The 22,196-nt window shown below is 66.9% G+C and carries 22 protein-coding genes; 13 read left to right on the top strand and 9 right to left on the bottom strand.

The features are described from left to right. Positions 1 to 27 precede the first annotated feature (27 nt). The 3 genes from MAA8898_RS14275 to MAA8898_RS14285 all read left to right on the top strand — a co-directional run bounded on the left by MAA8898_RS14275 (position 28) and on the right by MAA8898_RS14285 (position 1,158). The gene (locus MAA8898_RS14275) at positions 28 to 474 is read left to right on the top strand and encodes a baeRF12 domain-containing protein (protein ID WP_094021704.1); all 447 of its coding nucleotides are present in this window, start codon (positions 28 to 30) and stop codon (positions 472 to 474) included. A 103-nt stretch (positions 475 to 577) separates the two neighbouring features. Beyond that, positions 578 to 847 (top strand): DksA/TraR family C4-type zinc finger protein, encoded by a 270-nt coding sequence (locus MAA8898_RS14280; protein WP_094021705.1) that lies wholly within the window; start codon positions 578 to 580, stop codon positions 845 to 847. Between the two features lie 65 nt (positions 848 to 912). Further along, a complete protein-coding gene (locus MAA8898_RS14285) occupies positions 913 to 1,158 on the top strand; it encodes a CDGSH iron-sulfur domain-containing protein (RefSeq protein ID WP_094021706.1) in 246 nt (81 codons plus the stop codon). A gap of 12 nt (positions 1,159 to 1,170) precedes the next feature. Here the strand turns inward: MAA8898_RS14285 and MAA8898_RS14290 are convergent, their stop codons facing one another. Then, a complete protein-coding gene (locus tag MAA8898_RS14290) occupies positions 1,171 to 2,229 on the bottom strand; it encodes a dipeptidase (RefSeq protein ID WP_094021707.1) in 1,059 nt (352 codons plus the stop codon). Between the two features lie 166 nt (positions 2,230 to 2,395). Between MAA8898_RS14290 and MAA8898_RS14295 the strand changes: the two genes are divergently transcribed. Continuing rightward, complete coding sequence (locus MAA8898_RS14295) at positions 2,396 to 2,698, top strand: DUF4389 domain-containing protein (RefSeq protein WP_094021708.1); 303 nt, start codon at positions 2,396 to 2,398, stop codon at positions 2,696 to 2,698. A 133-nt stretch (positions 2,699 to 2,831) separates the two neighbouring features. Here MAA8898_RS14295 and MAA8898_RS14300 read toward each other — a convergent pair whose 3' ends face one another. Continuing rightward, positions 2,832 to 4,655, bottom strand: a complete 1,824-nt coding sequence (locus tag MAA8898_RS14300; RefSeq protein WP_094021709.1) for a M3 family oligoendopeptidase — start codon at positions 4,653 to 4,655, stop codon at positions 2,832 to 2,834. A 172-nt stretch (positions 4,656 to 4,827) separates the two neighbouring features. On the opposite strand from MAA8898_RS14300, the gene MAA8898_RS14305 reads away from it, so the two are divergent. Further along, a complete protein-coding gene (locus tag MAA8898_RS14305) occupies positions 4,828 to 5,862 on the top strand; it encodes a hypothetical protein (RefSeq protein WP_094021710.1) in 1,035 nt (344 codons plus the stop codon). Between the two features lie 70 nt (positions 5,863 to 5,932). Here MAA8898_RS14305 and MAA8898_RS14310 read toward each other — a convergent pair whose 3' ends face one another. The 5 genes from MAA8898_RS14310 to MAA8898_RS14330 all read right to left on the bottom strand — a co-directional run bounded on the left by MAA8898_RS14310 (position 5,933) and on the right by MAA8898_RS14330 (position 10,803). Continuing rightward, the gene (locus MAA8898_RS14310) at positions 5,933 to 6,814 is read right to left on the bottom strand and encodes a hypothetical protein (protein ID WP_094021711.1); all 882 of its coding nucleotides are present in this window, start codon (positions 6,812 to 6,814) and stop codon (positions 5,933 to 5,935) included. A 97-nt stretch (positions 6,815 to 6,911) separates the two neighbouring features. Continuing rightward, on the bottom strand, positions 6,912 to 8,504 hold the full coding sequence (locus tag MAA8898_RS14315; RefSeq protein WP_094021712.1) for an ATP-dependent DNA ligase: 1,593 nt from the start codon (positions 8,502 to 8,504) through the stop codon (positions 6,912 to 6,914). Next, on the bottom strand, positions 8,501 to 9,511 hold the full coding sequence (locus tag MAA8898_RS14320; RefSeq protein ID WP_094021713.1) for a ligase-associated DNA damage response exonuclease: 1,011 nt from the start codon (positions 9,509 to 9,511) through the stop codon (positions 8,501 to 8,503). Before MAA8898_RS14320 ends, MAA8898_RS14315 begins: the two co-directional genes overlap by 4 nt. 39 nt (positions 9,512 to 9,550) lie before the next feature. After that, positions 9,551 to 10,444 carry an alpha/beta fold hydrolase gene (locus tag MAA8898_RS14325; protein ID WP_306456444.1) on the bottom strand — a complete coding sequence of 298 codons (894 nt, stop codon included), beginning with the start codon at positions 10,442 to 10,444 and terminating at the stop codon, positions 9,551 to 9,553. A gap of 68 nt (positions 10,445 to 10,512) precedes the next feature. Beyond that, positions 10,513 to 10,803, bottom strand: a complete 291-nt coding sequence (locus tag MAA8898_RS14330) for an SCP2 sterol-binding domain-containing protein (protein WP_094021715.1) — start codon at positions 10,801 to 10,803, stop codon at positions 10,513 to 10,515. A 129-nt stretch (positions 10,804 to 10,932) separates the two neighbouring features. Here MAA8898_RS14330 and MAA8898_RS14335 point away from each other — a divergent pair, with 129 nt between their 5' ends. From MAA8898_RS14335 to MAA8898_RS14355, 5 genes are all read left to right on the top strand, one after another. Beyond that, positions 10,933 to 11,442, top strand: a complete 510-nt coding sequence (locus tag MAA8898_RS14335; RefSeq protein WP_176445177.1) for a tetratricopeptide repeat protein — start codon at positions 10,933 to 10,935, stop codon at positions 11,440 to 11,442. A gap of 56 nt (positions 11,443 to 11,498) precedes the next feature. Further along, positions 11,499 to 14,510: a helicase-related protein gene (locus tag MAA8898_RS14340; protein ID WP_094021716.1), complete on the top strand. Its 3,012-nt coding sequence runs from the start codon at positions 11,499 to 11,501 to the stop codon at positions 14,508 to 14,510. Continuing rightward, positions 14,511 to 14,891 (top strand): RNA-binding S4 domain-containing protein, encoded by a 381-nt coding sequence (locus MAA8898_RS14345; RefSeq protein WP_094021717.1) that lies wholly within the window; start codon positions 14,511 to 14,513, stop codon positions 14,889 to 14,891. It abuts the gene before it with no gap. A 55-nt stretch (positions 14,892 to 14,946) separates the two neighbouring features. Further along, positions 14,947 to 15,285 carry a ferredoxin FdxA gene (gene fdxA, locus MAA8898_RS14350; RefSeq protein ID WP_094021718.1) on the top strand — a complete coding sequence of 113 codons (339 nt, stop codon included), beginning with the start codon at positions 14,947 to 14,949 and terminating at the stop codon, positions 15,283 to 15,285. A gap of 272 nt (positions 15,286 to 15,557) precedes the next feature. Continuing rightward, positions 15,558 to 16,064, top strand: coding sequence for a CarD family transcriptional regulator (locus MAA8898_RS14355; protein WP_094021719.1), 507 nt, complete (start codon positions 15,558 to 15,560; stop codon positions 16,062 to 16,064). A gap of 160 nt (positions 16,065 to 16,224) precedes the next feature. Here the strand turns inward: MAA8898_RS14355 and MAA8898_RS14360 are convergent, their stop codons facing one another. Beyond that, the gene (locus MAA8898_RS14360; protein ID WP_094021720.1) at positions 16,225 to 18,102 is read right to left on the bottom strand and encodes a monovalent cation:proton antiporter-2 (CPA2) family protein; all 1,878 of its coding nucleotides are present in this window, start codon (positions 18,100 to 18,102) and stop codon (positions 16,225 to 16,227) included. A gap of 121 nt (positions 18,103 to 18,223) precedes the next feature. Then, complete coding sequence (locus MAA8898_RS14365; protein ID WP_141194862.1) at positions 18,224 to 19,150, bottom strand: alpha/beta hydrolase; 927 nt, start codon at positions 19,148 to 19,150, stop codon at positions 18,224 to 18,226. Positions 19,151 to 19,398: 248 nt separating this feature from the next. Between MAA8898_RS14365 and metZ the strand changes: the two genes are divergently transcribed. The 3 genes from metZ to MAA8898_RS14380 all read left to right on the top strand — a co-directional run bounded on the left by metZ (position 19,399) and on the right by MAA8898_RS14380 (position 22,196). After that, a complete protein-coding gene (gene metZ / locus MAA8898_RS14370) occupies positions 19,399 to 20,592 on the top strand; it encodes an O-succinylhomoserine sulfhydrylase (RefSeq protein ID WP_094021722.1) in 1,194 nt (397 codons plus the stop codon). Between the two features lie 123 nt (positions 20,593 to 20,715). Continuing rightward, positions 20,716 to 21,816, top strand: a complete 1,101-nt coding sequence (gene folE2 / locus MAA8898_RS14375; RefSeq protein ID WP_094021723.1) for a GTP cyclohydrolase FolE2 — start codon at positions 20,716 to 20,718, stop codon at positions 21,814 to 21,816. A 179-nt stretch (positions 21,817 to 21,995) separates the two neighbouring features. Continuing rightward, on the top strand, positions 21,996 to 22,196 hold the full coding sequence (locus MAA8898_RS14380; RefSeq protein WP_245853420.1) for a hypothetical protein: 201 nt from the start codon (positions 21,996 to 21,998) through the stop codon (positions 22,194 to 22,196).

The raw sequence follows: 22,196 nt of genomic DNA on the forward strand, positions 1-22,196 counted from the left end.
GGTGAGAGTAACCGAAGGAGGAACGAGATGAGACCGGTACGGACGCTGGTCCTTGTCGCCAACGACCGCGAGGCGCGGGTGCTGGAGAACGAGGGCGTGGGCAAGGGGCTGCACCAGTTGGGGCAGGTCAACCGCGATGCGGCGCTGGACCTGGGGGGCGGCCAGGCCGACCAGAGGGGCCGGTCGCAGGCCGGTCCGGGCATGGCGCGGCACGGCATGGAGCCGGCTACCGACGAAGAGGCAGTCAACCGCGCACGCTTTGCCGCCGCGCTGGCCGAGATGGTGGCTGGCGACCTGGCGCTGGGCGGCCATGACCGGCTGATCGTCTGCGCGCCGCCCAAGATGCTGGGCGCCCTGCGCGAGGCCCTGTCGGCAGAGACGCGGGCAAAGCTGTCCGCCGATCTGCCCAAGGACCTGGTCCACACCCCGCTGGCCGACTTGCCCAAACACTTTGACGGGATCGCCGCCTTCTGAGGGAGATATGGCGGCGCCGCGTCTATCCCTTGCAACCGTCTCGACTCCGGTGGCGGGGGTGTTCTACGCTGCCGCCATCCGGGCGCACACAGGGAGATCAGCCATGGCGGGCGGATGGAGCCGCGACGGCGCGGTAAACGACCAGATCGAGGCCAGCATCGCCGAGGAACTGGAGCGCATGAAGCTGCGCCGCGGTCCGATCGGCGAGAGCCTGACCCATTGCGCCGAATGCGAGGAAGAGATCCCCGAGGCGCGGCGGCAGGCCATCCCGGGCGTCAAGCTGTGCATCGACTGCGCAGCCGAACGGCAGGGCCGCGACCAGCGGCGCGGAGGGATCAACCGGCGCGGGTCCAAGGACAGCCAGTTGAAATAGGCTCTTGCCCTCGTATCTTTCGTCCTACCTGACCGGCACAGACGCCGAGCATGAAAGGACAGGATATGGCAGCCGAGGCCCCGACCATTGCGCAAAAGGCCCCCTACGCGGTCGATGTGACCGAGGGGAAATCGTATTTCTGGTGCGCCTGCGGACAATCGCGGAACCAGCCCTTTTGCGACGGATCGCACAAGGGCACGGATTTTACCCCGGTGAAGTTCACCGCCGAAAAGGACGGCAAGGTGTTCTTTTGCGGCTGCAAGCACAGCGCCAGGGCGCCGCTCTGCGACGGGACGCATTCAAAGCTGTAAGGCCGGCCCCGCTCAGCCGATGCTGCGGGCGAGACAGTCCAGCCAGTTGTCCCGCGCGATCCGTGTGATCAACGCGTCGCCGTAGCCATGCGCGCGCATCGCCTCCAGCAGCGCGGGCACGCCGGTCACGTCGCCGATCAGGTCGGGCAGGACGCAGCCGTCGAAATCCGACCCCAGCCCGACATGGCCTTCGCCCAGTGTTTCGACCAGGTGATCCATGTGCCGCAGGATCGTGTCCCAGCCGGTGTCCGTGGCGGCGGTGCCGTTGGCGTTGAGGTAGAAACTGGCGTAGTTCAGCCCCACCATGCCGCCGCTGTCGCGGATCGCGTGCAACTGCCGGTCGGTCAGGTTGCGCGGCGTCGGGCAAAGCGCGTGGGCGTTGGAATGGGTGGCGACCAGCGGTGCGGTCGACAGGCGCGCCACGTCGTCGAACCCGGCCTCGTTCATGTGCGACAGGTCGATCACGATGCGCAATGCGTTGCACAGGCGGACCAGGTCCTTGCCCCTTTCGGTCAGGCCCGGGCCGATGTCGGGCGATCCGGGAAAGGCCATCGGCACGCCGTGGCCAAAGAGCGTCGGGCGGCTCCAGACCGGGCCAAGCGAGCGCAACCCCATGTCGTGAAAGAGATACAGCGCGTCGAGGTCGGGGCCGATGGCCTCGGCGCCCTCCATGTGCATGACGCCGGCGATGCGACCTGAGTCCATGGCGGCGCGGATATGCGCGGAGGAGCGGCAGAGCGCAAAGTCGTCGGGTGCGGCGCGCGCCATCCAGTGCAGCAGCCCCGCCATGGTGAGCGCGGCGGGCTGGGCCGTGGCATGGTCCATCTGCGGCGGCATCGGCAAGTCGTAGGGCGGGTTGGCCATGAGCGCCTTGAAATCCGGCGGTTTGCCACCGGAGACGGGCGGCACGAAGATGGCGAAGAGCCCGCCGGCAAAGCCTGCGCGTTTCATGCGTTTCAGGTCCATGTGGCCCTGGCCTGAGTCCTCCAGCCAGGTCTCCTCGCGCGGGGCGGGCGATTTCATCAGCCGCAGCAGGAAATCGTTGTGGCCGTCGAAGAAGGGGATGGTCATGCCGGCGGCCTATGCTGGGGGACGGGTCTGCGCAGCAGACTACGCTTCATGTCCTCGCGCAACCCTGCGACCGGGCTTGCGACGACAGGGGCGGTTGGGGCGGGGCTTGGCGGAGGGCCGCGCCGCCGCTAGAGTTCGCGCGACGCAAGGCAGGGTGGGGGTGACGATGACGGGCGACGACGACAGGATCCAGGGCCGGCTGCACGGGGAGCAACCGGAGGTTCAGGCCGACTCGGTGCCGATGCGGCTGCTGCACATGGTGCTGATCTGGGTGATGCTGAGCCTTGCCTCGACCGTGCTGACCGTCGCCACTGTGGTGCAGGTGGTCGTCATGCTGGTGAACAAGCGCCAGCCGAACGAGCGGCTGGCCGAGTTCGGCACCGACCTTGGCATCTGGATGGCCAAGGCGGCGCGTTTCCAGACCGGGGCGAGCGAAGTGAAGCCCTGGCCGTGGACGGAGCTGGACTGAGGGTGTCCCCGCGGCAAAGGGCGCAACGCGGAGCATGTGCGGCGCGTACCGGGCTCCCGGAACCAGCCCTTTCGCCGGAACGGTCAGGCGGTGCGGTGGGTTGAAAACCCACCCTACACCTGACGTACGAGCCTTACGCCTCCATCGCCTCGAGCTGATCGATGAAGCCCTCGATCATCGACAGGCCCTTGTCCCAGAAGGTGGGATCGGTCGCATCGAGGCCGAAGGGCGCCAGCAGGTCCTTGTGGTGCTTTGATCCGCCTGCCTTGAGCATCTCGAAATACTTGTCCTGGAAGCCCTCGGGCGCCTCCTGGTAGGCGGCATACAAGGCGTTCACCAGACCGTCGCCAAAGGCATAGGCATAGACGTAGAAGGGCGAGTGCACGAAGTGCGGGATGTAGGCCCAGAAGGTCTCGTACCCTTCCATGAACTCGAAGGCCGGCCCGAGCGATTCCGCCTGCACCGACATCCACAGCGCGTTGATGTCGTCGGGGGTCAGCTCGCCGCCCCGGCGCGCCGCGTGCAGCTTGCACTCGAAGTCGTAGAAGGCGATCTGGCGCACCACGGTGTTGATCATGTCCTCGACCTTGCCCGCCAGCAGGACCTTGCGTTCGTGCGCGTCTTTCGCCCCCTCCAGCATCTTCTGGAAGGTCAGCATCTCGCCAAAGACCGATGCCGTCTCGGCCAGGGTCAGCGGCGTCGATGACAGCATCTCGCCCTGTCCCGCTGCCAGCACCTGATGCACGCCGTGGCCCAGCTCGTGCGCCAGGGTCATCACGTCGCGCGGTTTGCCCAGGTAGTTGAGCATCACGTAGGGGTGCACCTCGGTCACGGTGGGGTGGGCAAAGGCACCGGGGGCCTTGCCGGGCTTCACCGCGGCGTCGATCCAGCCCTTGTCGAAGAACGGCTGCGCCAGGTCGCCCATGCGCGGGTCAAAGGCGCTGTAGGCGCTCATCACCATGTCGCGCGCCTCGTCCCACTTGACGATGCGGTCGCTCTCCATCGGCAGGGGGGCGTTGCGGTCCCAGACCTGCATCACGTCGAGGCCCAGCCACTTGCGCTTGAGTTCGTAGTAGCGGTGCGACAGGCGCGGGTAGGCGGCGACGACAGCGTTGCGCAGCGCCTCGACGACCTCGGGTTCGACATCGTTCGACAGGTGGCGGCCGGTCTGCGCGGTGGGCATGCCGCGCCAGCGGTCGAGAATTTCCTTTTCCTTGGTCTGGGTGTTGTGCACGCGGGCAAAGGTGCGGATGTTGTCGGCAAAGACGCGGGCCAGTTCGCGCGCCGCCGCCTCGCGGGTCTCGCGCTTCTGCTCGGTCAGCAGGTTGAGCGTGCCCTCGATGTTCATTTCCTCGCCGTCGACCTCGAAGGTCAGCCCAGCGATGGTTTCGTCGAACAGCCGCTCCCAGGCGTCGCCGACGACGCCGAGATCGTGCAGGAATTTCTCGAGCTCGTCGGACAGCTGGTAAGGCTTCATCGCGCGCATCCGGTCAAAGGCGCGGCGGTAGCGGGCCAGCTCGGCGTTGCCGGCGAACAGCGCGGCATAGGCGTCATCCTCGACCCGGTTCATCTCGAGCGAGAAGAAGACCAGCGGCGTGGTGAAGTTGGTGATCTTTTCCTGACAGTCGGACAGGAACTTGGTCCGCTCAGAGTCGGTGGTCAGCTGGTAGTAGCGCAGGCCGGCAAAGGACATGATGCGCCCGGCCACGGCCTCGATCCTTTCGTGCCGATGCACCAGCGTCAGGAACTCGTCCGGCGACAGCCCGGCCAGCTTGCCCTCGTAGTCGGCGGCAAAGCTGCGGCAGGCCTCTTCGAGCCAGTCGAGATCGCGCTTGAGCTCCGGCGCGTCGGGGGCGGGGTAGAGGTCCGTCAGGTCCCATTCGGGCAGGGCGCCCAGGTTCTTGCCACCGGCGCTGGCGTTGGCGTCAAAGAGCGGTGTGGTTGCGGTGATGCGCATGGGACCCCCAGTTGTCTGCTTTTCCCAGACATAGGGGCGGACCCGACGCAAAGACAAGCCGAGCGGCCGGATTTCGATGCCGGAGCGTGAGAAAAGGGGTTCGTGTTCATGTCCGAGTCTGGCTAATCTTGGCGGCAAGAACATCGGAACCAATATCGGGAGGATTTCTGACATGTCGAACCAATCAATCCTGTTCGGGGCCGGCGGGCTGGTGCTGGGCCTGCTGGGCGGCGTTGCCGTCGGCACCTCGACCAGCCAGTCGAAGATCAGCGGCGCCATCGACAAGACACTGGCCCCCTTGCAAGAAGAGGCAGCGGCGGCGGCCAAGTCCCAGCAGGAGGCGCTGGCCGCGCTGGAGGAGAAGCTGGCCGCGCTGGAAAGCGGCCTGGCCGCCTCCGCGCCGGATCTCGACGCGCTGAAGGCGGGCGTGACCGAGGACGTGGGGGCGAAACTTGACGCCCTCGGCGCCTCGCTGAGCGACGAGTTGGGCAAGAGCGCCGCCGCGCAGGCAGATGCCGTGAAGGCCGCCATGGCCGACATGTCCGACGGCATGGCGAAGATGTCCCAGATGATGGCCGAACGCGCCCGTGCCGCTGTCGAAGCCGTCGCTCCGGCGGCGCCAGGCGGCGGGTCGATCGCCCCGGATGAGACCGCCGAGGCCGCTGCGGCAGATGCCGGCATGGCGGATGCCAACGCGTTGAGCGTGGGTCAGACGGCGGCATTTGCCGATGGCGCGGTGCGCGTCTTCGTCTCGCGCGTCGACCCGGCCAGCGGCTCGGCCCGCCTGTCGGTGAACGGCGGGCTGGTCACGCTGTCCAGCGGGGATTCGACCACCGTTTCGATCGACAGCGGCGATTGCACGGTCACCCTGACCGGCGTGTCCGCCAGTGGCGCGACGGTGGACTCCACCTGCGGCGCGGCGGCGGCGCCGGCCGAGGCTGCGGCGGCCGAACCTGCGGCCGAGGTGGCCCCGGAAAACGGCGTGGCGCCGGGCAATGCGGTCAGCTTGGCCGATGGCGCGGTGCGGGTCTTTGTGTCGGCCGTCGACGCCGCCGCGGGATCGGCCCGGATCGCGGTGAACGGCGTGGCGACACAGACGGTCGCGGCGGGTGAGACCATCGACGTCACCTCGGGTGACAAGGCCTGCACCCTGACCGTGACCGGCGTGGGCCAGGGCATGGTCGGGTTGGAGGCCAGCTGCGGCTGATCCGTTTCCCGTGATGGGACCGGCGGGGTGGGCCTTTGGCGCAGGCTCGCCCCGTGCCGTTGCGGGGCTCTCAGAACCGCCGTTCAAGCGTCAGGTGAACGACGCCGCCGCGCGCGCCGTCGGTGAGGGCGAACAGCACGCTGGTGTCCGGCCGCACCTTGTAATCAAGGGCGATGCCATAGGCGTCGTCCCTGCCGCCGTCGGTGAACTCGCCAAAGGCCATGACATCCAGCCGGTGGCTGAGCGGAAACACCAGGTCCAGCGCCAGCGCGTCGGGGCGGTCATTCGCCTCCGGGTGCAGCCAGGCCAGCCCGACCTGCGCCTCCCCCAGGTCGAACCGCGCGCCCAGCTTGGCGTTGATCCCGTGGTGGGCGTTGTTGCGCGACCAGACCGACTCGACCGCCGCCGCCAGGTGCCAGCCATCGCCGCTGTACCGGACCGAGGCGGACACCGCGCGGAAGGTGCCCTTGACCGCGTCATGCAGCGAAACCGCAACGTCCGTCCGCCCATAGCTTTGCGTCCAGGACAGCCCCCAGGGCACGGCGGTGCGGCGCATGGCCTCCACCGTGGCGTGGGCGCGGGTGTATTCGGCGCGCTCGTAGGCCAGGTAGGACGCGGCACGGGCAAAGACCGACGGCAGGACAAGGTCATAGGCCGGGCGCACGACCCCCAGCCGCCAGGTGTCGTCCCAGTTGAACGCGGCATAGGTTTCGTGCGGGCGCTTGCCGTCCAGCGCAAAGAGATAGGTGCCGATCTCGAAGCTGAGCGGCAGCCGCCGTGTCAGCGGGATGTCCAGCGTGGCGTCGATGACCCCGATTCCCGAGCCACCCATAAGGTCCGTCGCACCAATGGCGACGGTGCCGTCGAACGACAGCCCGTCGAAAGACAGCGATTGGGCCGAGGCGCCGAAGGGGCAGACCAGGGAGAGCGCGAGGCAGAAGGGACGAAACATGGCGGAACCAGACCTATGTGACAGGACTGCCGAAATACCCATATTCGTGCACCGCGTGCGAGTCCGAAATACCCGACCCGCCACCGCAAGGCGCGGTTCAGCCATGGCTTGCCAACAAAGCGCGCAGATCGTCCAGCGTGTTCGCCTCTTGCGGGCTCTTGTCGTGCCGCCAGCGCGCCATGCGCGGAAAGCGCAGGGCGATGCCGGACTTGTGGCGCGGGCTGGCCTGGATGCCCTCAAAGGCGATCTCGAAGACGTGTTCGGGCCGCACCTGCCGCACCGGGCCAAAGCGTTGCAGCGTGTTCTTGCGCACCCAGCGGGTGATCTCGTCGAACTCGGCGTCGGTGAGGCCGGAATAGGCCTTGGTAAAGGGGACGAGGTCGTTGCCCTGCCAGACGGCAAAGGTGAAATCGGTGAACAGGTTGGCGCGGCGGCCGTGGCCCTGCTGGGCGTAGATCATGACCGCGTCGACGGTCATCGGGTCCAGTTTCCATTTCCACCAGTCGCCCTTCTTGCGGCCGGACAGGTAGGGGCTGGTTCGGCGTTTCAGCATCAGCCCTTCGGCGCGCATGTCACGGGCCGCCTGGCGGATGCGGGCCAGCGTGGCCCAGTCGTCGAACGGGACCAGCGGCGAAGGGCAGACCGGCGCATCGGCGGGCAAGCCTTTCAGCAGCTCGTCCAGCCGGGCGCGCCGGTCCTCCAGCGGCCGGTCGCGCAGGTCCGTGCTGCCCGCTTCCAGCAGGTCGTAGGCCAGCAGGATCACCGGTGCCTCGCGCAGCAGCTTTTTCGGCACGGTCTTGCGGCCGATGCGCGGTTGCAGGCTGGCAAAGGGCATCGGCTGCGTGCCCTCCCAGGCGACGATCTCGCCATCCAGCACGGTGCCGGGGGGCAGGAAATCGGCGGCGCGGGCGAGTTCGGGGAAACGGTCGGTCATCAGCTCTTCGCCGCGCGACCAGACGTGGTGATCGCCGCCGCGCAGGATCAGCTGGCCGCGGATGCCGTCCCATTTCCACTCGGCCTGCCAGTCCCTGGGATCGCCCAGCACCTCCGGCCCCTCGTCCAGCTGGTAGGCGAGGTAGAAGGGATAGGGGCGGCTTTGGTCGGCGGCCGGATCCTCGGCCTCGATCAGGGCGTGAAAGCTGGTGCTGTCCGGCGTCCAGCTGCCCATCAGCCGGTGCGCCAGCGCCGCCTCGTCCTGCCCGGTGGCCTGCGCCAGCGCGCGGGTCATCAACTTGCGGCTGACGCCGATGCGGAAACCGCCGGTGATGAGCTTGTTGAACAGGAAGCGTTCGGTGGCATCCAGCTGGTCCCAGGCGGCCAGGATCTGGGGTTTGCGCGCCTCTGGAGGGATGTCATGAAGCCCGCGCAAGACATTGATCCAATGGGATAAGTCGTGGTAGGAGGTGGCGCCGGGCGGCGGCAGGACCAGGGCGATGGTCTCGGCCAGGTCACCGACGATGGGATAGGCCTCTTCCAGCAGCCAGAGCGGGATGCCGGCCTGTTCAGCGGCCCATTCGCGCAGCTGCGTCGTGGTGACCGCGCGTTTTGGCCGGCGGCCGGAGAACAGCGCGATGCACCACAGCTTGTCCTGGTCTGGCGCTTCTCTGAAGTAGTCCGCCAAAGCCCTTGTCTTGACCGAAGTTTTTGTCGTCTGGTCGATCTCGGTGAACAGCGCGGCAAAGCGTTTCATGACGCAACCTCTGCCTCGGCCCCGTCTTCGCCGCCGAACTCGGTGGGCACCACGCGGGCCTCATAGCCCCTTGTTCTCAGCCAGCGTGCGAAGATATCCGTGTAACCATGCGTGGCGTATATGGTTTCCGCGCCCGTTGCCGCGATAGCCTGGTGCAGTCCGGGCCAGTCGGCGTGGTCGGAAATGACGAATCCCCGGTCCATCGCCCGCCGCCGCCGGATGCCGCGCAACCGCATCCAGCCCGAGGCAAAGCCGGTCGACACCGGCCCGAACCGGCGCGCCCAGGCGCTGCCCAGGGCCGAGGGCGGGGCGAGGACCAGCGCGCCCTTCAGCGGCTTGAGGTCCAGGTCCGGCGTGACCTGCACCGTCGCGGGCAAGGCATAGCCCTGGGCGCGCAGCACCGCGTTTGTGGCCTCGACCGCGCCATGGGTCAGGATCGGCCCCTGCGTCTCCAGCAGGGACAGCAGGCGCTGCGCCTTGCCCAGGGAATAGGCGCCCAGCAGGCTGGTGCGCCCCGCGGCGGCGTTGGCGGCCCACCAGGCATTGATCTCAGCCGCCACCTCGGCCTGCGAGGGCCAGGCGAAGACCGGCAGGCCAAAGGTGCATTCGGTGATGAAGGCGTGGCAACGCACCGGTTCGAACGGTTCGCACAGCCCGTCGGGCGCGGTCTTGTAGTCGCCCGAAACCACCCAGACCGCGCCGCCCACCTCGACCCGGATCTGCGCCGATCCGGGCAGGTGGCCTGCCGGGTGAAAGGACACCGTGGCGCCGCCGATCTGCCGTGTCTCGCCGTAGCGGATCGAGTCGGCCGCGATCTCGCCCAGCCTGTGCCGGATGACCGGCAGGGCGGCGGAGGTGGCGAGATAGGCGCCGTGACCGGGCCGGGCGTGGTCGGCGTGGCCGTGGGTGATCAGCGCGCGGGGCACCGGGCGCCAGGGGTCGATGTAAAAATCGCCCGCCGGGCAGTATATGCCACGCTCGGTGAAGGTAAGGACAGGGTCGGCCATGGCCGGAGGATAGAGGGAAAAGCGGCGCGGACCAGCCTCTCAGGCACGCATCGCGGACTTGGCGCCGGTCGCGTCGAAATGATCGACGATCTCGGCCAGGATACGCTCGCGGATGCGCGGCACCTCCATGAGAACCTCGTGCTCGCCACCCTCGACCATCTCCAGCCGGCCGCCGGGCCAACTGTCCATCCGGCTGCGGATGCGGTCCACATCGACGATCCGTTCGTTGGTGCCGCAGTAACAGATGCAGGGCAGCGACGGTGAGGGCCGGCGGGCCAGGCGGCGCGATTCGGCCAGCGCCTCGTGCAGCCAGTGCAGCGAGGGGCCGCCCAGTTGCAGCTCGGGGATCGCCAGGACCTGGCGGCGCATGTATTCCCACTGTTCGGGATCGGTGGTCAGCAGGTTGTCGGGAAAGGAACTGGAGGCGACGTAACTGTCGACCCCGGTGCCGGGCGCGAACAGGTGACCCAGGCCCACCGTCTTGGACATGCGCGAGATCGCCCAGGCTGCCGGGCGCACCGGGTCGGAGATGCGGATGCCCCACATCGGCCCGGTGAACACGCAGGAGGCCACCGGCAAGCCGTCAAAGACCGCGCGCAGCCCGATGCAGCCGCCCATGGAATGGGCGATCAGGTGCATCGACCCTGGCAGGTTCAGCCGCCGGGCGAGGTCCAGCATCGCGCTGACATCGCGCTGGTAATCCTCGAAGACATGGACATGCCCGGTTCGGCGTTCGCCCAGCATCCGGTCGGCCAGCCCCTGGCCGCGCCAGTCGATCGCCAGGGTGTGATAGCCCGCATCCGACAGGACGCGGGCCACGCGGCCGTATTTCTCGGCGTATTCGGTGCGGCCCGGAAACATGAGCACCGTCCCCCGGTCCCCGTCGCTGCCGTAGTGGGCGATCCGGACACGCAAGCCGTCCGAAGTCTCCATCCACCATGCACGAGAATCCGCGGGACCCTCGGCCAGATCGGCATGAAACGGGGCGGGGGCGGCGGGCATCAGGACAGGACCTGGGCCAGGCGCATGGCCGCCGACATGTCGCCGTCGATAGCAAGCTTGCCGGACATGAAGGCGGAGGTCGGGTCGATTTCACCTTCGAGGATGGCCTGGAAGGTTTCCGCGCTGGCGGTCAGGGTCACATCGGCGTCGTCATCCCCCGCGCGGCAGCCGTTTTCGTCGATGATCAGGCTCCCTTCGCCTTCGATCGTCATCTTTGCCGTGCCGTCAAACCCATCGCCGCCCAGTTTTTCGGTCAGGGCCGCGACGGCCGCCGTAACTGTGTCGCTCATATCCGCTCCTCGCCTTGCTCTCATAATCGTGCGCTGGCCAACCCGTGCGCAAGCGCTACACTAGCTCATGTTATGAGGACGGCACCCATGAAATTCAAACCTACCCTCACGGCATTGGCCACCCTAGTCATGTTTTCCCTACCTTTGTCTGTACGGGCGGAAGACAGGTTGGGCGGGCTGATGCAGGAACTCAAGCAGGCCGAGACCGAGACCGCCGCGCAACGGCTCGAGAATCAGATCATCACCGAATGGTCGAAAAGCGGCTCGGCCAGCATGGATCTGCTGCTGAAACGCGGCCGCGACGCGCTGGAGGTGAGCGACAGCGCCGCCGCGATCGAGCATTTCCACGCGCTGACCGACCATGCGCCGGATTTCGCCGAAGGCTGGCACGGGCTGGCGCTGGCCTATTTCGCCGCCGAGAACTTCGGCCCGGCGATGGATGCGCTGGAACACGTCCTGGCGCTGAACCCCGACCACTTTGGCGCCTTGCGCGGGGTGGGGGCGATCCACGAACGGGTGGGCCACACCACGCTTGCATACCGCGCCTACCAGAAGGTACTTGAACTCAGGCCCCATGATGCCGACGTCAAGACGGCGATGGAGCGGCTGGAGCGCGAGGCCATCGGCATCGAGCTCTGAGGACAGGACCGGGCACGGCGCCACCACAGGCGGCGGCCCGCAGGATAGGCGGCCCCATGGCCTTGAAACCCCGGATCGCGGCCGTTCTCGGCCCGACCAATACAGGCAAGACCCACTACGCCATCGAGCGGATGCTGGGATACCGGACCGGGGTGATCGGCTTGCCGCTGCGCCTTCTGGCGCGCGAAGTCTATGACAAGATCGTCAAGGCCCGAGGGCCCTCGGTGGTGGCGCTGGTCACCGGCGAGGAACGGATCGTGCCGCCGCGCGCGCAATACTGGGTCTGCACGGTCGAGGCCATGCCCGAGGGCATGGGCACCGATTTCGTCGCCGTGGACGAAATCCAGCTGTGCGCCGATCCGGAACGCGGCCACGTCTTCACCGACCGGCTGCTGCGGATGCGCGGCCTGCAGGAGACGCTGTTCCTGGGCTCGGACACCATGCGCGGCCCGATCTCGGCGCTGGTGCAGGGGGTAGAGTTCCTGCGCCGCGAGCGGATGAGCCAGCTGAGCTACACAGGTTCGAAAAAGATAAGCCGCCTGTCCGCGCGCACCGCGATTGTTGGGTTTTCGGTCGATAATGTATATGCCATCGCCGAACTGCTCAAGCGGCAGAAGGGCGGTGCGGCAGTCGTGATGGGGGCGCTTTCGCCGCGGACGCGGAACGCTCAGGTTGATCTCTACCAGAACGGCGAGGTCGATTACCTGGTGGCCACCGACGCCATCGGCATGGGGCTGAACTTGGACATCGACCACGTCGCCTTTTCCTCGCTGACCAAGTTCGACGGGCGGCGGATGCGGCCGCTGCAACCCAACGAGTTGGCGCAGATCGCCGGGCGGGCCGGGCGGGGCATGGCCAACGGCACCTTTGGCGTCACCGGAGAGGCGGGGCCGATTCCCGACGAATGGGCGCAGGCGATCTGCAACCACCAGTTCATGCCGCTGAAAAAGCTGCAATGGCGCAGCGCCGCGCTGCGCTTTGGCTCCATCGCGGCGCTGGAGGCGAGCCTCGACGCCAGCCCCGACCACGAGATGCTGTCCAAGGCGCGCGAGTCCGACGACCTGCGGGCGTTGCGGGCGCTGGCGGCCGAGGCCGAGGTGCAGGCGCGGGCCTCGGACGTGGCCTCGGTGCAGCTGCTGTGGGACGTCTGCCGGATCCCCGACTTTCGCGGCATCTCGGCAGCCGAACACGCGGACCTGCTGGGCACGATCTTTGGTCATCTGCACGAACGCGGCCGAGTTCCGGACGATTTCCTGGGCCGGCAGGTCAACCGGATCGACCGGACAGATGGCGACATTGACACATTGTCGAAACGACTGGCGTATATCCGCACATGGACCTATGTCGCGCAGCGCAGCGGCTGGGTTGCCGACGAAGACCATTGGCGCGGGCGGACACGCGCTGTAGAAGACGCCCTGTCGGACGCTCTGCACGAGCGGCTGACGCAGAGATTTGTAGACCGGCGCACCAGCGTGCTGCTGCGCCGGTTGAAGCAGAAGGAGGCCCTTTTGGCCGAAGTGAACGATCAAGGGGAAGTCACCGTCGAGGGTCATCTCGTCGGGCGGCTTGAGGGGTTCCGGTTCCGTCAGGACAAGGACGCGACGGGCCAGGAAGCGAAAACGCTGCGGCAGGCCTCGTTGCAGGCGCTTGCGCCGCATTTCCACCTGCGCGCGGACCGGTTCTACAACGCACCGGACACCGAGATCGACTTTACCGAGCAGGGCGGCCTGATGTGGGGCGACCAGGCGGTGGGCCGGCTTGCCAAGGGTGACGACCCGATGAAGCCGCGCATCGTGGCCTTTGTCGACGAAGAGGCAGGCCAGGACGTGGCCGCCAAGGTCGAACGGCGCCTGCAGCACTTCATGGACCGCAAGATCGCCGCGCAGTTCGAACCGCTGTTGAAGATGCAGAACGACGAGGCCCTGACCGGGCTGGCGCGCGGCTTTGCCTTCCGGCTGGTCGAGGCGATGGGGATCATCCCCCGCGCCGAGGTGGCCGATGACGTCAAGGCGCTGGACCAGGACGCGCGCGGCGCGCTGCGCCGCCACGGCGTGCGCTTTGGCCAGTACACGATCTTCATGCCGCTGCTGCTGAAGCCCGCGCCGACGCGCCTGCGGCTGGTGCTGTGGTCGCTGGCCAACGGGCTGGACGAACTCCCCGAGGCGCCGCCTCCGGGGCTGGTGACGGTGCCCAACATCGCGGATGTCCCGGCGCAGCACTACATGCTGGCCGGCTACCGCAAGTCGGGCGCGCGGGCGATTCGCATCGACATGCTGGAGCGCCTGGCCGACATGTTGCGCGCCGAGGACAGCCGCGCCGGGTTCGAGGCCAAGGCCGACATGCTGTCGATCACCGGCATGACGCTGGAGCAGTTCGCGGACCTGATGCAGGGCCTGGGCTACAAGGCCGAGAAGGGTGAGCGCGCCAAGGTCAAGCCGGCGGATGCCGTGATCGCCGAGGATGCCGCGCCAGCCGAGGACGCCCCGGTCATGGATGCAACCGCCGGAACCCCGGATGGGCAGCAGCCGGATGCCGACCTGACGCCCGCACCCGCCGATGTCGCCGAGCCTGTCGCGCGACTGCCGGATGAAGGCGAGGCGCCGATTTCCGCGGAACCGGCCGAGCCGGTGGCAGAAGATCCGGTTCCCGCCACGCCTGAGGAAGAGATCTTGCCGGGTCACGCCCCGGACGAGGCTCTGGCCGGGCCCGAGATGGAGGTCTTTTACACCTTCACCTGGGGCGGGATGCGCAATGCCAACGCCCGTCGCGGCGGCGGCAAGCCGCGCCGCGAGGCACGCGGCGGTGATGCCCCGCGCGGAGAGCGCGCAGCCGATGCGCCGCGCGGCGACCGTGGCGGGAGACCGCAGCGCGGTGATCGTGACCGGACCGAGCAGGGCGGTGACCGCCCACGCGGCAAGGGCGGCAAGCCGGGCAAGGGCAAGGGCAAGGGCGGCGGCAAGCCCGAAGGCGGCAAGACTTTTGAGGCCCGCCCGCCGCGCAAGGAAAAGCCGATCGATCCCGACAACCCCTTTGCAGCCGCGCTGATGGGACTCCGGGACAAGACCTGAGTGGCTGAACCGGCTGTCAGGATCCGCATCGACAAGTGGCTCTGGCATGCGCGTTTCTTCAAGACGCGCACGCTGTCGGCCAAGGCGGTGTCATCCGGTCCGTGCCGGGTCAACGGAACGCCGGTCGCCAAGCCGGCGTTCCTGGTCACCCCGGGGGACGTGCTGACCTTTTCCCAGGCGCGCGACGTCCGGGTGATCCGCGTCGTGGCCCTGGGGGAGCGACGCGGCCCGGCACCGGAGGCGCAGGCGCTTTACGATGACCTGGACCCGCCGAAGGCGCGCGCGCCGGACCTGGCGGCACCGCATGCCGAAAGCGGTGGCCGACCGACCAAGAAGGATCGCCGCATGCTCGAAAAGTCGCGGTCCTCTGCGCTTGAATGATCCGGGTCACTGGATTACGTAGCCCCAAACGCGCCTGTTCAGGATCGAGAGTTCCATGACTTACGTCGTCACCGACAACTGCATCGCCTGCAAATACACCGACTGCGTCGAGGTCTGCCCGGTGGATTGTTTTTACGAGGGCGAGAACGCGCTGGTGATTCACCCGGACGAATGCATCGACTGCGGCGTGTGCGAACCGGAGTGCCCGGCCGACGCGATCCGCCCCGACACCGAACCGGATATGGACAAATGGGTCGAGTTCAACCGCAAGTACGCGGAACTCTGGCCGGTGATCATCACCAAGAAAGACCCGCTGCCCGGGGCCGAGGATCGCGATGGCGAAACCGGCAAGCTGGACAAGTATTTTTCGGAAAAGCCCGGCGAGGGCGGCTGACGATTCGGTCAGCGTCTTCCGGCGGCGCCTGAGCTTTTCCACGCAAGATGCTGAAAACGGCCGGTTTACGCCGATTCCGCGATGCTGCTAGGATGTGCATTCGATTCATGTTATACATTTGCTTCATATGATGACTGCAAGCGCGTGGCATGCTGCCCAAGCGCCCTTCGGGGCCTAGCCAAACCAAATCACATCCAGATGAACGGGAATCCTGTGATCCCCGCTCGTCTTTTTGTCGCCTGTCGACCTTCGAGTTGCGAGGAAAGAGCTAAATGACCAAGAGCAAAAAACCCGACTTCCGCCCGAACGAGTACGTTGTTTACCCGGCGCATGGCGTCGGCCAGATCGTGTCGATCGAAAAGCAGGAGATCGCGGGGATCAGTCTCGAACTCTTCGTGATCTCCTTTGAAAAGGACAAGATGACGCTCCGCGTGCCGACGCACAAGGCAACCGAGGTGGGCATGCGCTCGCTCTCGTCGCCGGACGTGGTGAACGAGGCCATGAAGACCCTCAAGGGCAAGGCCAAGGTCAAGCGCGCCATGTGGTCGCGTCGTGCCCAGGAGTACGAACAGAAGATCAACTCGGGCGACCTGATCGCCATCGCCGAAGTGGTGCGCGACCTGCACCGCGCCGACGACCAGCGCGAGCAGTCCTACTCGGAGCGCCAGCTTTACGAAGCCGCGCTCGAGCGGCTGACCCGCGAAATCGCCGCCGTCTCCGGTGACGAGGCCGCCGCCGCCAAGCAGGTGGACGAGGTCCTGGGCCTGCGCGCCGCGTAAGCACCGGTTTCGACTGAGTATTGAAAACCGCGTCCCGAGAGGGGCGCGGTTTTTTCGTGTCGTGCTGTCGGTGTCGTGCTTTCGGAGCCGTGCCGGGGGAACGGTTTTGAAGGAAAACCGTTCGGGATGGCCCCTGGTGGGACCATCCCGGGCGCCCGTGTCAGGCCGCGTCCTGTTTGCCGCGCTCTGTCAACGCGTTGTAGAGCGCGGTTTCAAGGTCCTTCTCCAACTCGCGGGAGCGGGTGATGTAGGCCGCGTTCTCGGCCGGCGGGATCGAGGGATCCCAGAGCGACGCAAGTTCCTGGATGGTCTCGCGGTCATGGTAATAGAAGGTCTCTTCGGCGAGCGCGGCCTCGTATTCGCTGAGGCCCACGTTTTCGAGCACGTAGCGCCCGGCGCGCAGGCTCGAATCGAACATCTCGCGCACGATGTCGTTGGCCCCGGCCTGGTAGAGCGCATAGGTGTGGTTGCGGTCGCGGGCGCGGGCGACGATGTGCAGGTCGGGCCGAATGCGACGGGCGTAGGCGACCAGCTTGGTCGTGGCCTTGGGATCGTCGAGCGCGGCCACCAGCACGCGCGCCGAGTCGATCCCGGCGGCATGCAGCAGTTCCGGGCGGGTCGGATCCCCGAAGTAACCCTTGACCCCGAAACGGCGCATCAGCTGGATGGTCTGCATGTCATGGTCCAGCACCACCGTGCGAAAGCCCGAGGAGGACACCAGCCGGTTCACGATCTGGCCAAAGCGGCCGATCCCGGCGATGACCACCGGGCCTTCGGTGTCGATGGTGTCGGGTTCGATCGTCTCGGCCGTGGTCGTGAACCGTTTCTTGTTGAGGTAGTCGAACAGCAGGAACAGCAGCGGCGTGATCAGCATCGTGATGGCGATCACCAGCAGCAGCCGGTCCGCCAGCGATGCGAAAAAGACGTTCTGCTGCCGCCCGAAAGAGGCCAGGACAAAGCCGAATTCCCCCGCCTGCGCCAAGCCCAGCGTGAACAGCCACAGCCCCCGCTTGCGCAGGCCAAAGGCGCGGCCCAGCCCGTAGAGCACCATGCCCTTGACCACGATGACGGCAATCGCCAGCCCGAGAATCAAGAACGGTTCGCGCAGGAAGCCATTGACGTTGATGCCGGCGCCCACGGTGATGAAGAACAGACCCAGCAACAGGCCCTTGAAGGGTTCCACGTCCGATTCCAGTTCGTGCCGGAACTCGGAGTTGGCCAGCACCACGCCGGCCAGGAAGGTGCCGAGCGCCGGCGACAGGCCCACCAGGGTCATCAACAGGGCGATGCCGATCACGATCAGCAGCGCGACGGCGGTGAACATCTCGGGCAGGCGCGAGGCATGGATGTAGCGGAACAGCGGACGCGCCCCGTAGATGCCGGCCAGGATGATCGCGATGATCACGCCCAGCGTCACCAGTGCGGCGCCCCAGCCGGGCAGCCCTTCGACCAGCGACAGGGCGGCATGGTGCGCCTCTTCGATGGGCACGTCGTTGGCCTCGAGAAACTCGCGCGGGCTGACGAAGACGGGCGCCGCCAGCAGCGGGAAGATCACCAGCATCGGGATGACGGCAATGTCCTGCGTCAGCAGCACGGAAAAGGCCGAGCGACCGCCATTGGTCTGCATCAGGTTCTTTTCGTTCAGCGTTTGCAGCACGATCGCGGTCGACGACAGTGCCAGCGCCAGGCCCAGCGCCAGCGCCGTCTGCCAGTGCAACCCCAGCGCCATGGCAACCGCCATCACCGCGCCGGTGGTGATCGCGATCTGCAACCCGCCAAGGCCGATCAGCCGGTGCCGCATGTCCCAGAGGGCGCGCGGCTCCAGTTCGAGCCCGATCAGGAACAGCATCATGACCACGCCGAATTCGGCATAGTGCTGGATGTCCTCGGTGTCCACGACCAGCCCAAGACCGGGTCCGATGGCAAGCCCGGCCAGAAGGTATCCCAGCACGGAGCCAAGCCCCAGGCGCGCCGCCAGGGGCACCGCGATCACCGCGGCAAGAAGCAGGACAGAGGCCTGAAGCAGAAAGGAATCCAATGGTGTCCCCGATACAGAAGCTCGGGGTCATATTGCGCGGCACGGATCGAAAGAGGCAACCGGACAGATGCATCTTTTGCCGGAAATGCAGGCAGCCGGTGCCCGCTGGGCGCTCTCTGGCCTATTCCGCCGGCAACAGGGGCGCCTGCGGGCGTGGCAGGCGCGGACGCAGGCGCGACCAGCGCGGCGTGACCTCCTGTGGCAACAGGGCACGCAGGCGCACCAGGGGCAGCCGACCGTCCAGGACCGCGCGGTAGAGGGCAAAGACGCCCTCGCGCAGGTAGGGGGACCAGTGGCAGATCAGCCGGTCGGGCGGGGCCACCGGGTAGCCCGCGCCGCGCAGCGCCGCGAGGCTGTGCGGGTTGTCCAGCTGCAGCGTGACCAGCCGGGGATGGCGCAGCCGGCCGTGCCCCAGCATGCGGTCGCCGCGGCGTTCCGGCGCGATGAGCCGCTCCAGCATGAAATCGTAGAGGTCGTTCTCGCGCGTGGTGACGTTCAGGACCTCGGTCTCGGCGCCGCCGGGGCTGTCTAGGGCCGCGCGCGCCGTTTCGCCGTATTCGGCGGCGGCCAGCAGCACGGCCCGGCCGATGGTGCCCGGCGGCCCGGCGCGCAGGGCCGCCAGCGCGACCCGCGCGCCCAGCGAATGCGCGATCACGTTGACCTGGCGGTCCGGGTCGATGGCGCGAATCTCGGCCGCCAGCGCGGCCAGTCCGTGCCCGGCCTCGACCGCGCGCCGGTGCGCCGCCCAGATCGAGCCGCGCGCCGGCCAGCCCAGCGAGATGCCCAGCGCCCCGCCAGAGCGGCCGGTCAGCCCCAGCTGGTCCGGCCAACTGACGATACGACGGTCCCGGAGTTGCGGCGCATGTGCCAGAAGCGAGGCATGGGGGCAATGGACCGGATGCCCCGGCAGGTACTTGTAACCATGCACCATCAGGGTCACCGGTCCCGCGTTGGCGGCCAGTTTCCGACGCAGGGCGGGCCGGACCTGGTCCGCTTCGCCGTGCAGGCGGGGCTCTCCGTTCTTCACCGTGATGCGTAGCATTGGCATGGCAGCGTCCCACTACATCTTGTGTGTGGCCTCTACGCCAAGGCTGCGACGGTTTGGTGAAGCTGCGGTTACATCGCTGTGACACCCTTGCAATGCATCCTTAACGGTTCTATGCCATCGCCCGTGGCGATTTGTAACCGGATTGCGGGCCACGGGGGGCGGCGACCCTTCAGAATCCGCTAAAGAGGTCAGACGAGAGGCTCCTTTCGCTTGACCGCGATCGGGGCTTTTTTGTTGGGAGAGAACCCATGACGACCGATGATCACGCGCCGCGCGCCAAGGCCACGAACCTTGTGCACGGCGGCACCAAGCGCAGCCAGTGGGGTGAGGTGAGCGAGGCGCTCTTTCTCACCCAGGGCTTTGTCTACGACACCGCCGAAGCGGCGGAGGCGCGGTTTCTCAAGGCCGGGCAGGACGAATACATCTATGCCCGCTACGGCAACCCGACCGTCGCCATGTTCGAAGAGCGCATGGCGCTGCTCGAAGGGGCCGAGGACGGCTTTGCCTGCGCGTCCGGAATGGCGGCGGTCAGCGGGGCGCTGACCTCGATGCTGCGCGCGGGGGATCACGTGGTGTCGGCCCGGGCGCTGTTCGGCTCCTGCCTCTACGTGCTGGAAGAGGTGCTGACGCGCTACGGCGTAAAGGTCACCTTTGTCGATGGCGAGGACCTGGCCCAGTGGGAGGCGGCGATCCGCCCTGACACCAAGGCGGTGTTCTTCGAGTCCATGTCGAACCCGACGCTGCAACTGGTTGACATCGAAGGGGTTTCCAAGATTGCCCACAGGCATGGCGCCAAGGTGGTCGTCGACAACGTGTTCTCGACCCCGATCTACTCGAAGGCCATCGCGCAAGGCGCTGATCTGGTTGTCTATTCCACGACAAAGCACGTGGACGGGCAGGGCCGTTGCCTGGGCGGCGTGATCCTGGGCAAGCGGGATCATATCCGCGGCGTGGTGGAACCCTACATGAAGCACACCGGCGGCTCGATGAGCCCGTTCAACGCCTGGGTGATGCTGAAGGGGCTGGAAACCGTCGCTCTGCGTGTGCGCGCGCAGACCGAAAGCGCGCAGGCGATCGCCTTGGCGCTGGCCGATCACCCCAAGGTCGCCCGGATGATCTTTCCCGGCCACCCCAGCCACCCGCAGCACGACCTTGCCATGCGTCAGCTGGGGGCGGGCGGCACGCTGGTCAGCTTCGAGATTGCCGGTGGCAAAGAGGCGGCGTTCCGCTTTCTGAACGCGCTCGACATCGTGATCATCTCGAACAACCTGGGCGATGCGAAATCCATTGCCACCCATCCCGCGACAACGACCCACCAGCGGTTGAAGCCCGAGCATCGCGCGGCGCTGGGAATCGGCGACGGAATGATCCGCCTTTCGGTGGGGATCGAGGACGCGCAGGACCTAGTGGCCGACGTGTTGCGCGCTCTGGACGCGGTGTGATGACGGAAAACCGCGCGGGACTCATCCAAATGTGCGACTGTGACGTATCTATGTATGAGATTGGAATTCGCCCCGGCGGTTCCTAGGTACATAACAGTGACGCGCGAGAGGGTTGAACCCGCCATGAACATCCATACCCCGGAGATCGATCGCAAGCCCAGCGCAGAGGAGGCCGCCGACGCGCTTGCCCTGCTGCGCCGCTGGACGTCCAAAGCCCACGACGCCGAGATCGAGGCGCTCGACCCCGTGCTGGCGCGCCTGACCCCGGAGGCGGCAAAGGACAGCTATCCGGTGCTGTCGCGCGTTTATCCCGAAGGCTTTGCCGTGGACGGCAGCTACAAGGCGACGCTGCCCGACCTGCAGAACGGCCCGTCCTCGCTGATCCGCGGCGCCAACCGCGCGATCCAGCATGTCGGCATCTCCAACTTCCGCCTGCCGATCCAGTACCACACCCGCGACAACGGCGACCTGCGGCTGGAGACCTCGGTCACCGGCACGGTCAGCCTGGATGCCGACAAGAAGGGCATCAACATGAGCCGCATCATGCGGTCCTTCTATGTCCATGCGGACAAGACCTTCAGCTTTGGCGTGATCGAGGCGGCGCTGGACGACTACAAGTCCGACCTAGAAAGCTTTGACGCGCGCATCAACATGCGCTTTTCCTTTCCGATGAAAGTGCAGAGCCTGCGTTCCGGGTTGTCGGGTTACCAGTATTACGACATCGCGCTGGAACTTGTCGAGGTCGATGGCGTGCGCCGCAAGATCATGCATCTCGACTATGTCTACAGCTCGACCTGCCCCTGTTCTCTGGAACTGAGCGAGCATGCCCGGCGCGAGCGCGGCCAGCTGGCCACGCCGCATTCGCAGCGCTCGGTGGCGCGGATATCGGTCGAGGTGAAGGACGGCGCCTGCCTGTGGTTCGAGGACTTGGTGGACATGTGCCGCCGCGCCGTGCCGACCGAGACGCAGGTCATGGTCAAGCGCGAGGACGAGCAGGCCTTTGCCGAGTTGAACGCGGCCAACCCGATCTTTGTCGAAGACGCGGCCCGGCTGTTCGCCGAGCAGCTCCAGGCCGATGCCCGGGTGGGCGATTTCCGCGTGATTGCCAGCCACCAGGAAAGCCTGCACAGCCACGACGCCGTGTCGGTGCTGACCGAAGGCGCGCTGTTCGCCGCCGAGAGCCTGGACCCCAAGCTGTTTTCGACCCTCTTCCACGTCGGCTGAGGCTCTGGGCAGCGTCCCGCTCCACCGCCCGAAAACCATGCACGCGCGTCGGAAGACAGTCCGGCGCGCGTTGCGTTCATGGTCTGGTCATCTGTTGTGTGACAGGCTGGCGGCAGGGAGGAAACCGACCGCAACAGGAAAGGTTTCCAGACATGCCACGCGACAACGTAACAATCGGGATGGGCCACACCTCCCTCAAGGGCAAGATCGACCTCTACCTGACCGAGGTCGGCTTCGGCATGAACCCCGCGGCGCTGAAACGCGCGCGCCTGGGACAGATCATCGCGCTGGAAAGCGCGACCGACGCCGAACTGGCCAGCATCGGCATCGCCCGCGACCAGATCCTGCCCTTTGTCTTCCGCGACTTGCTGGCCGCCTGA

The sequence above is a fragment of the Antarctobacter aquimaris genome (genome assembly GCF_900184945.1).
Taxonomy (GTDB): domain Bacteria; phylum Pseudomonadota; class Alphaproteobacteria; order Rhodobacterales; family Rhodobacteraceae; genus Maliponia; species Maliponia aquimaris.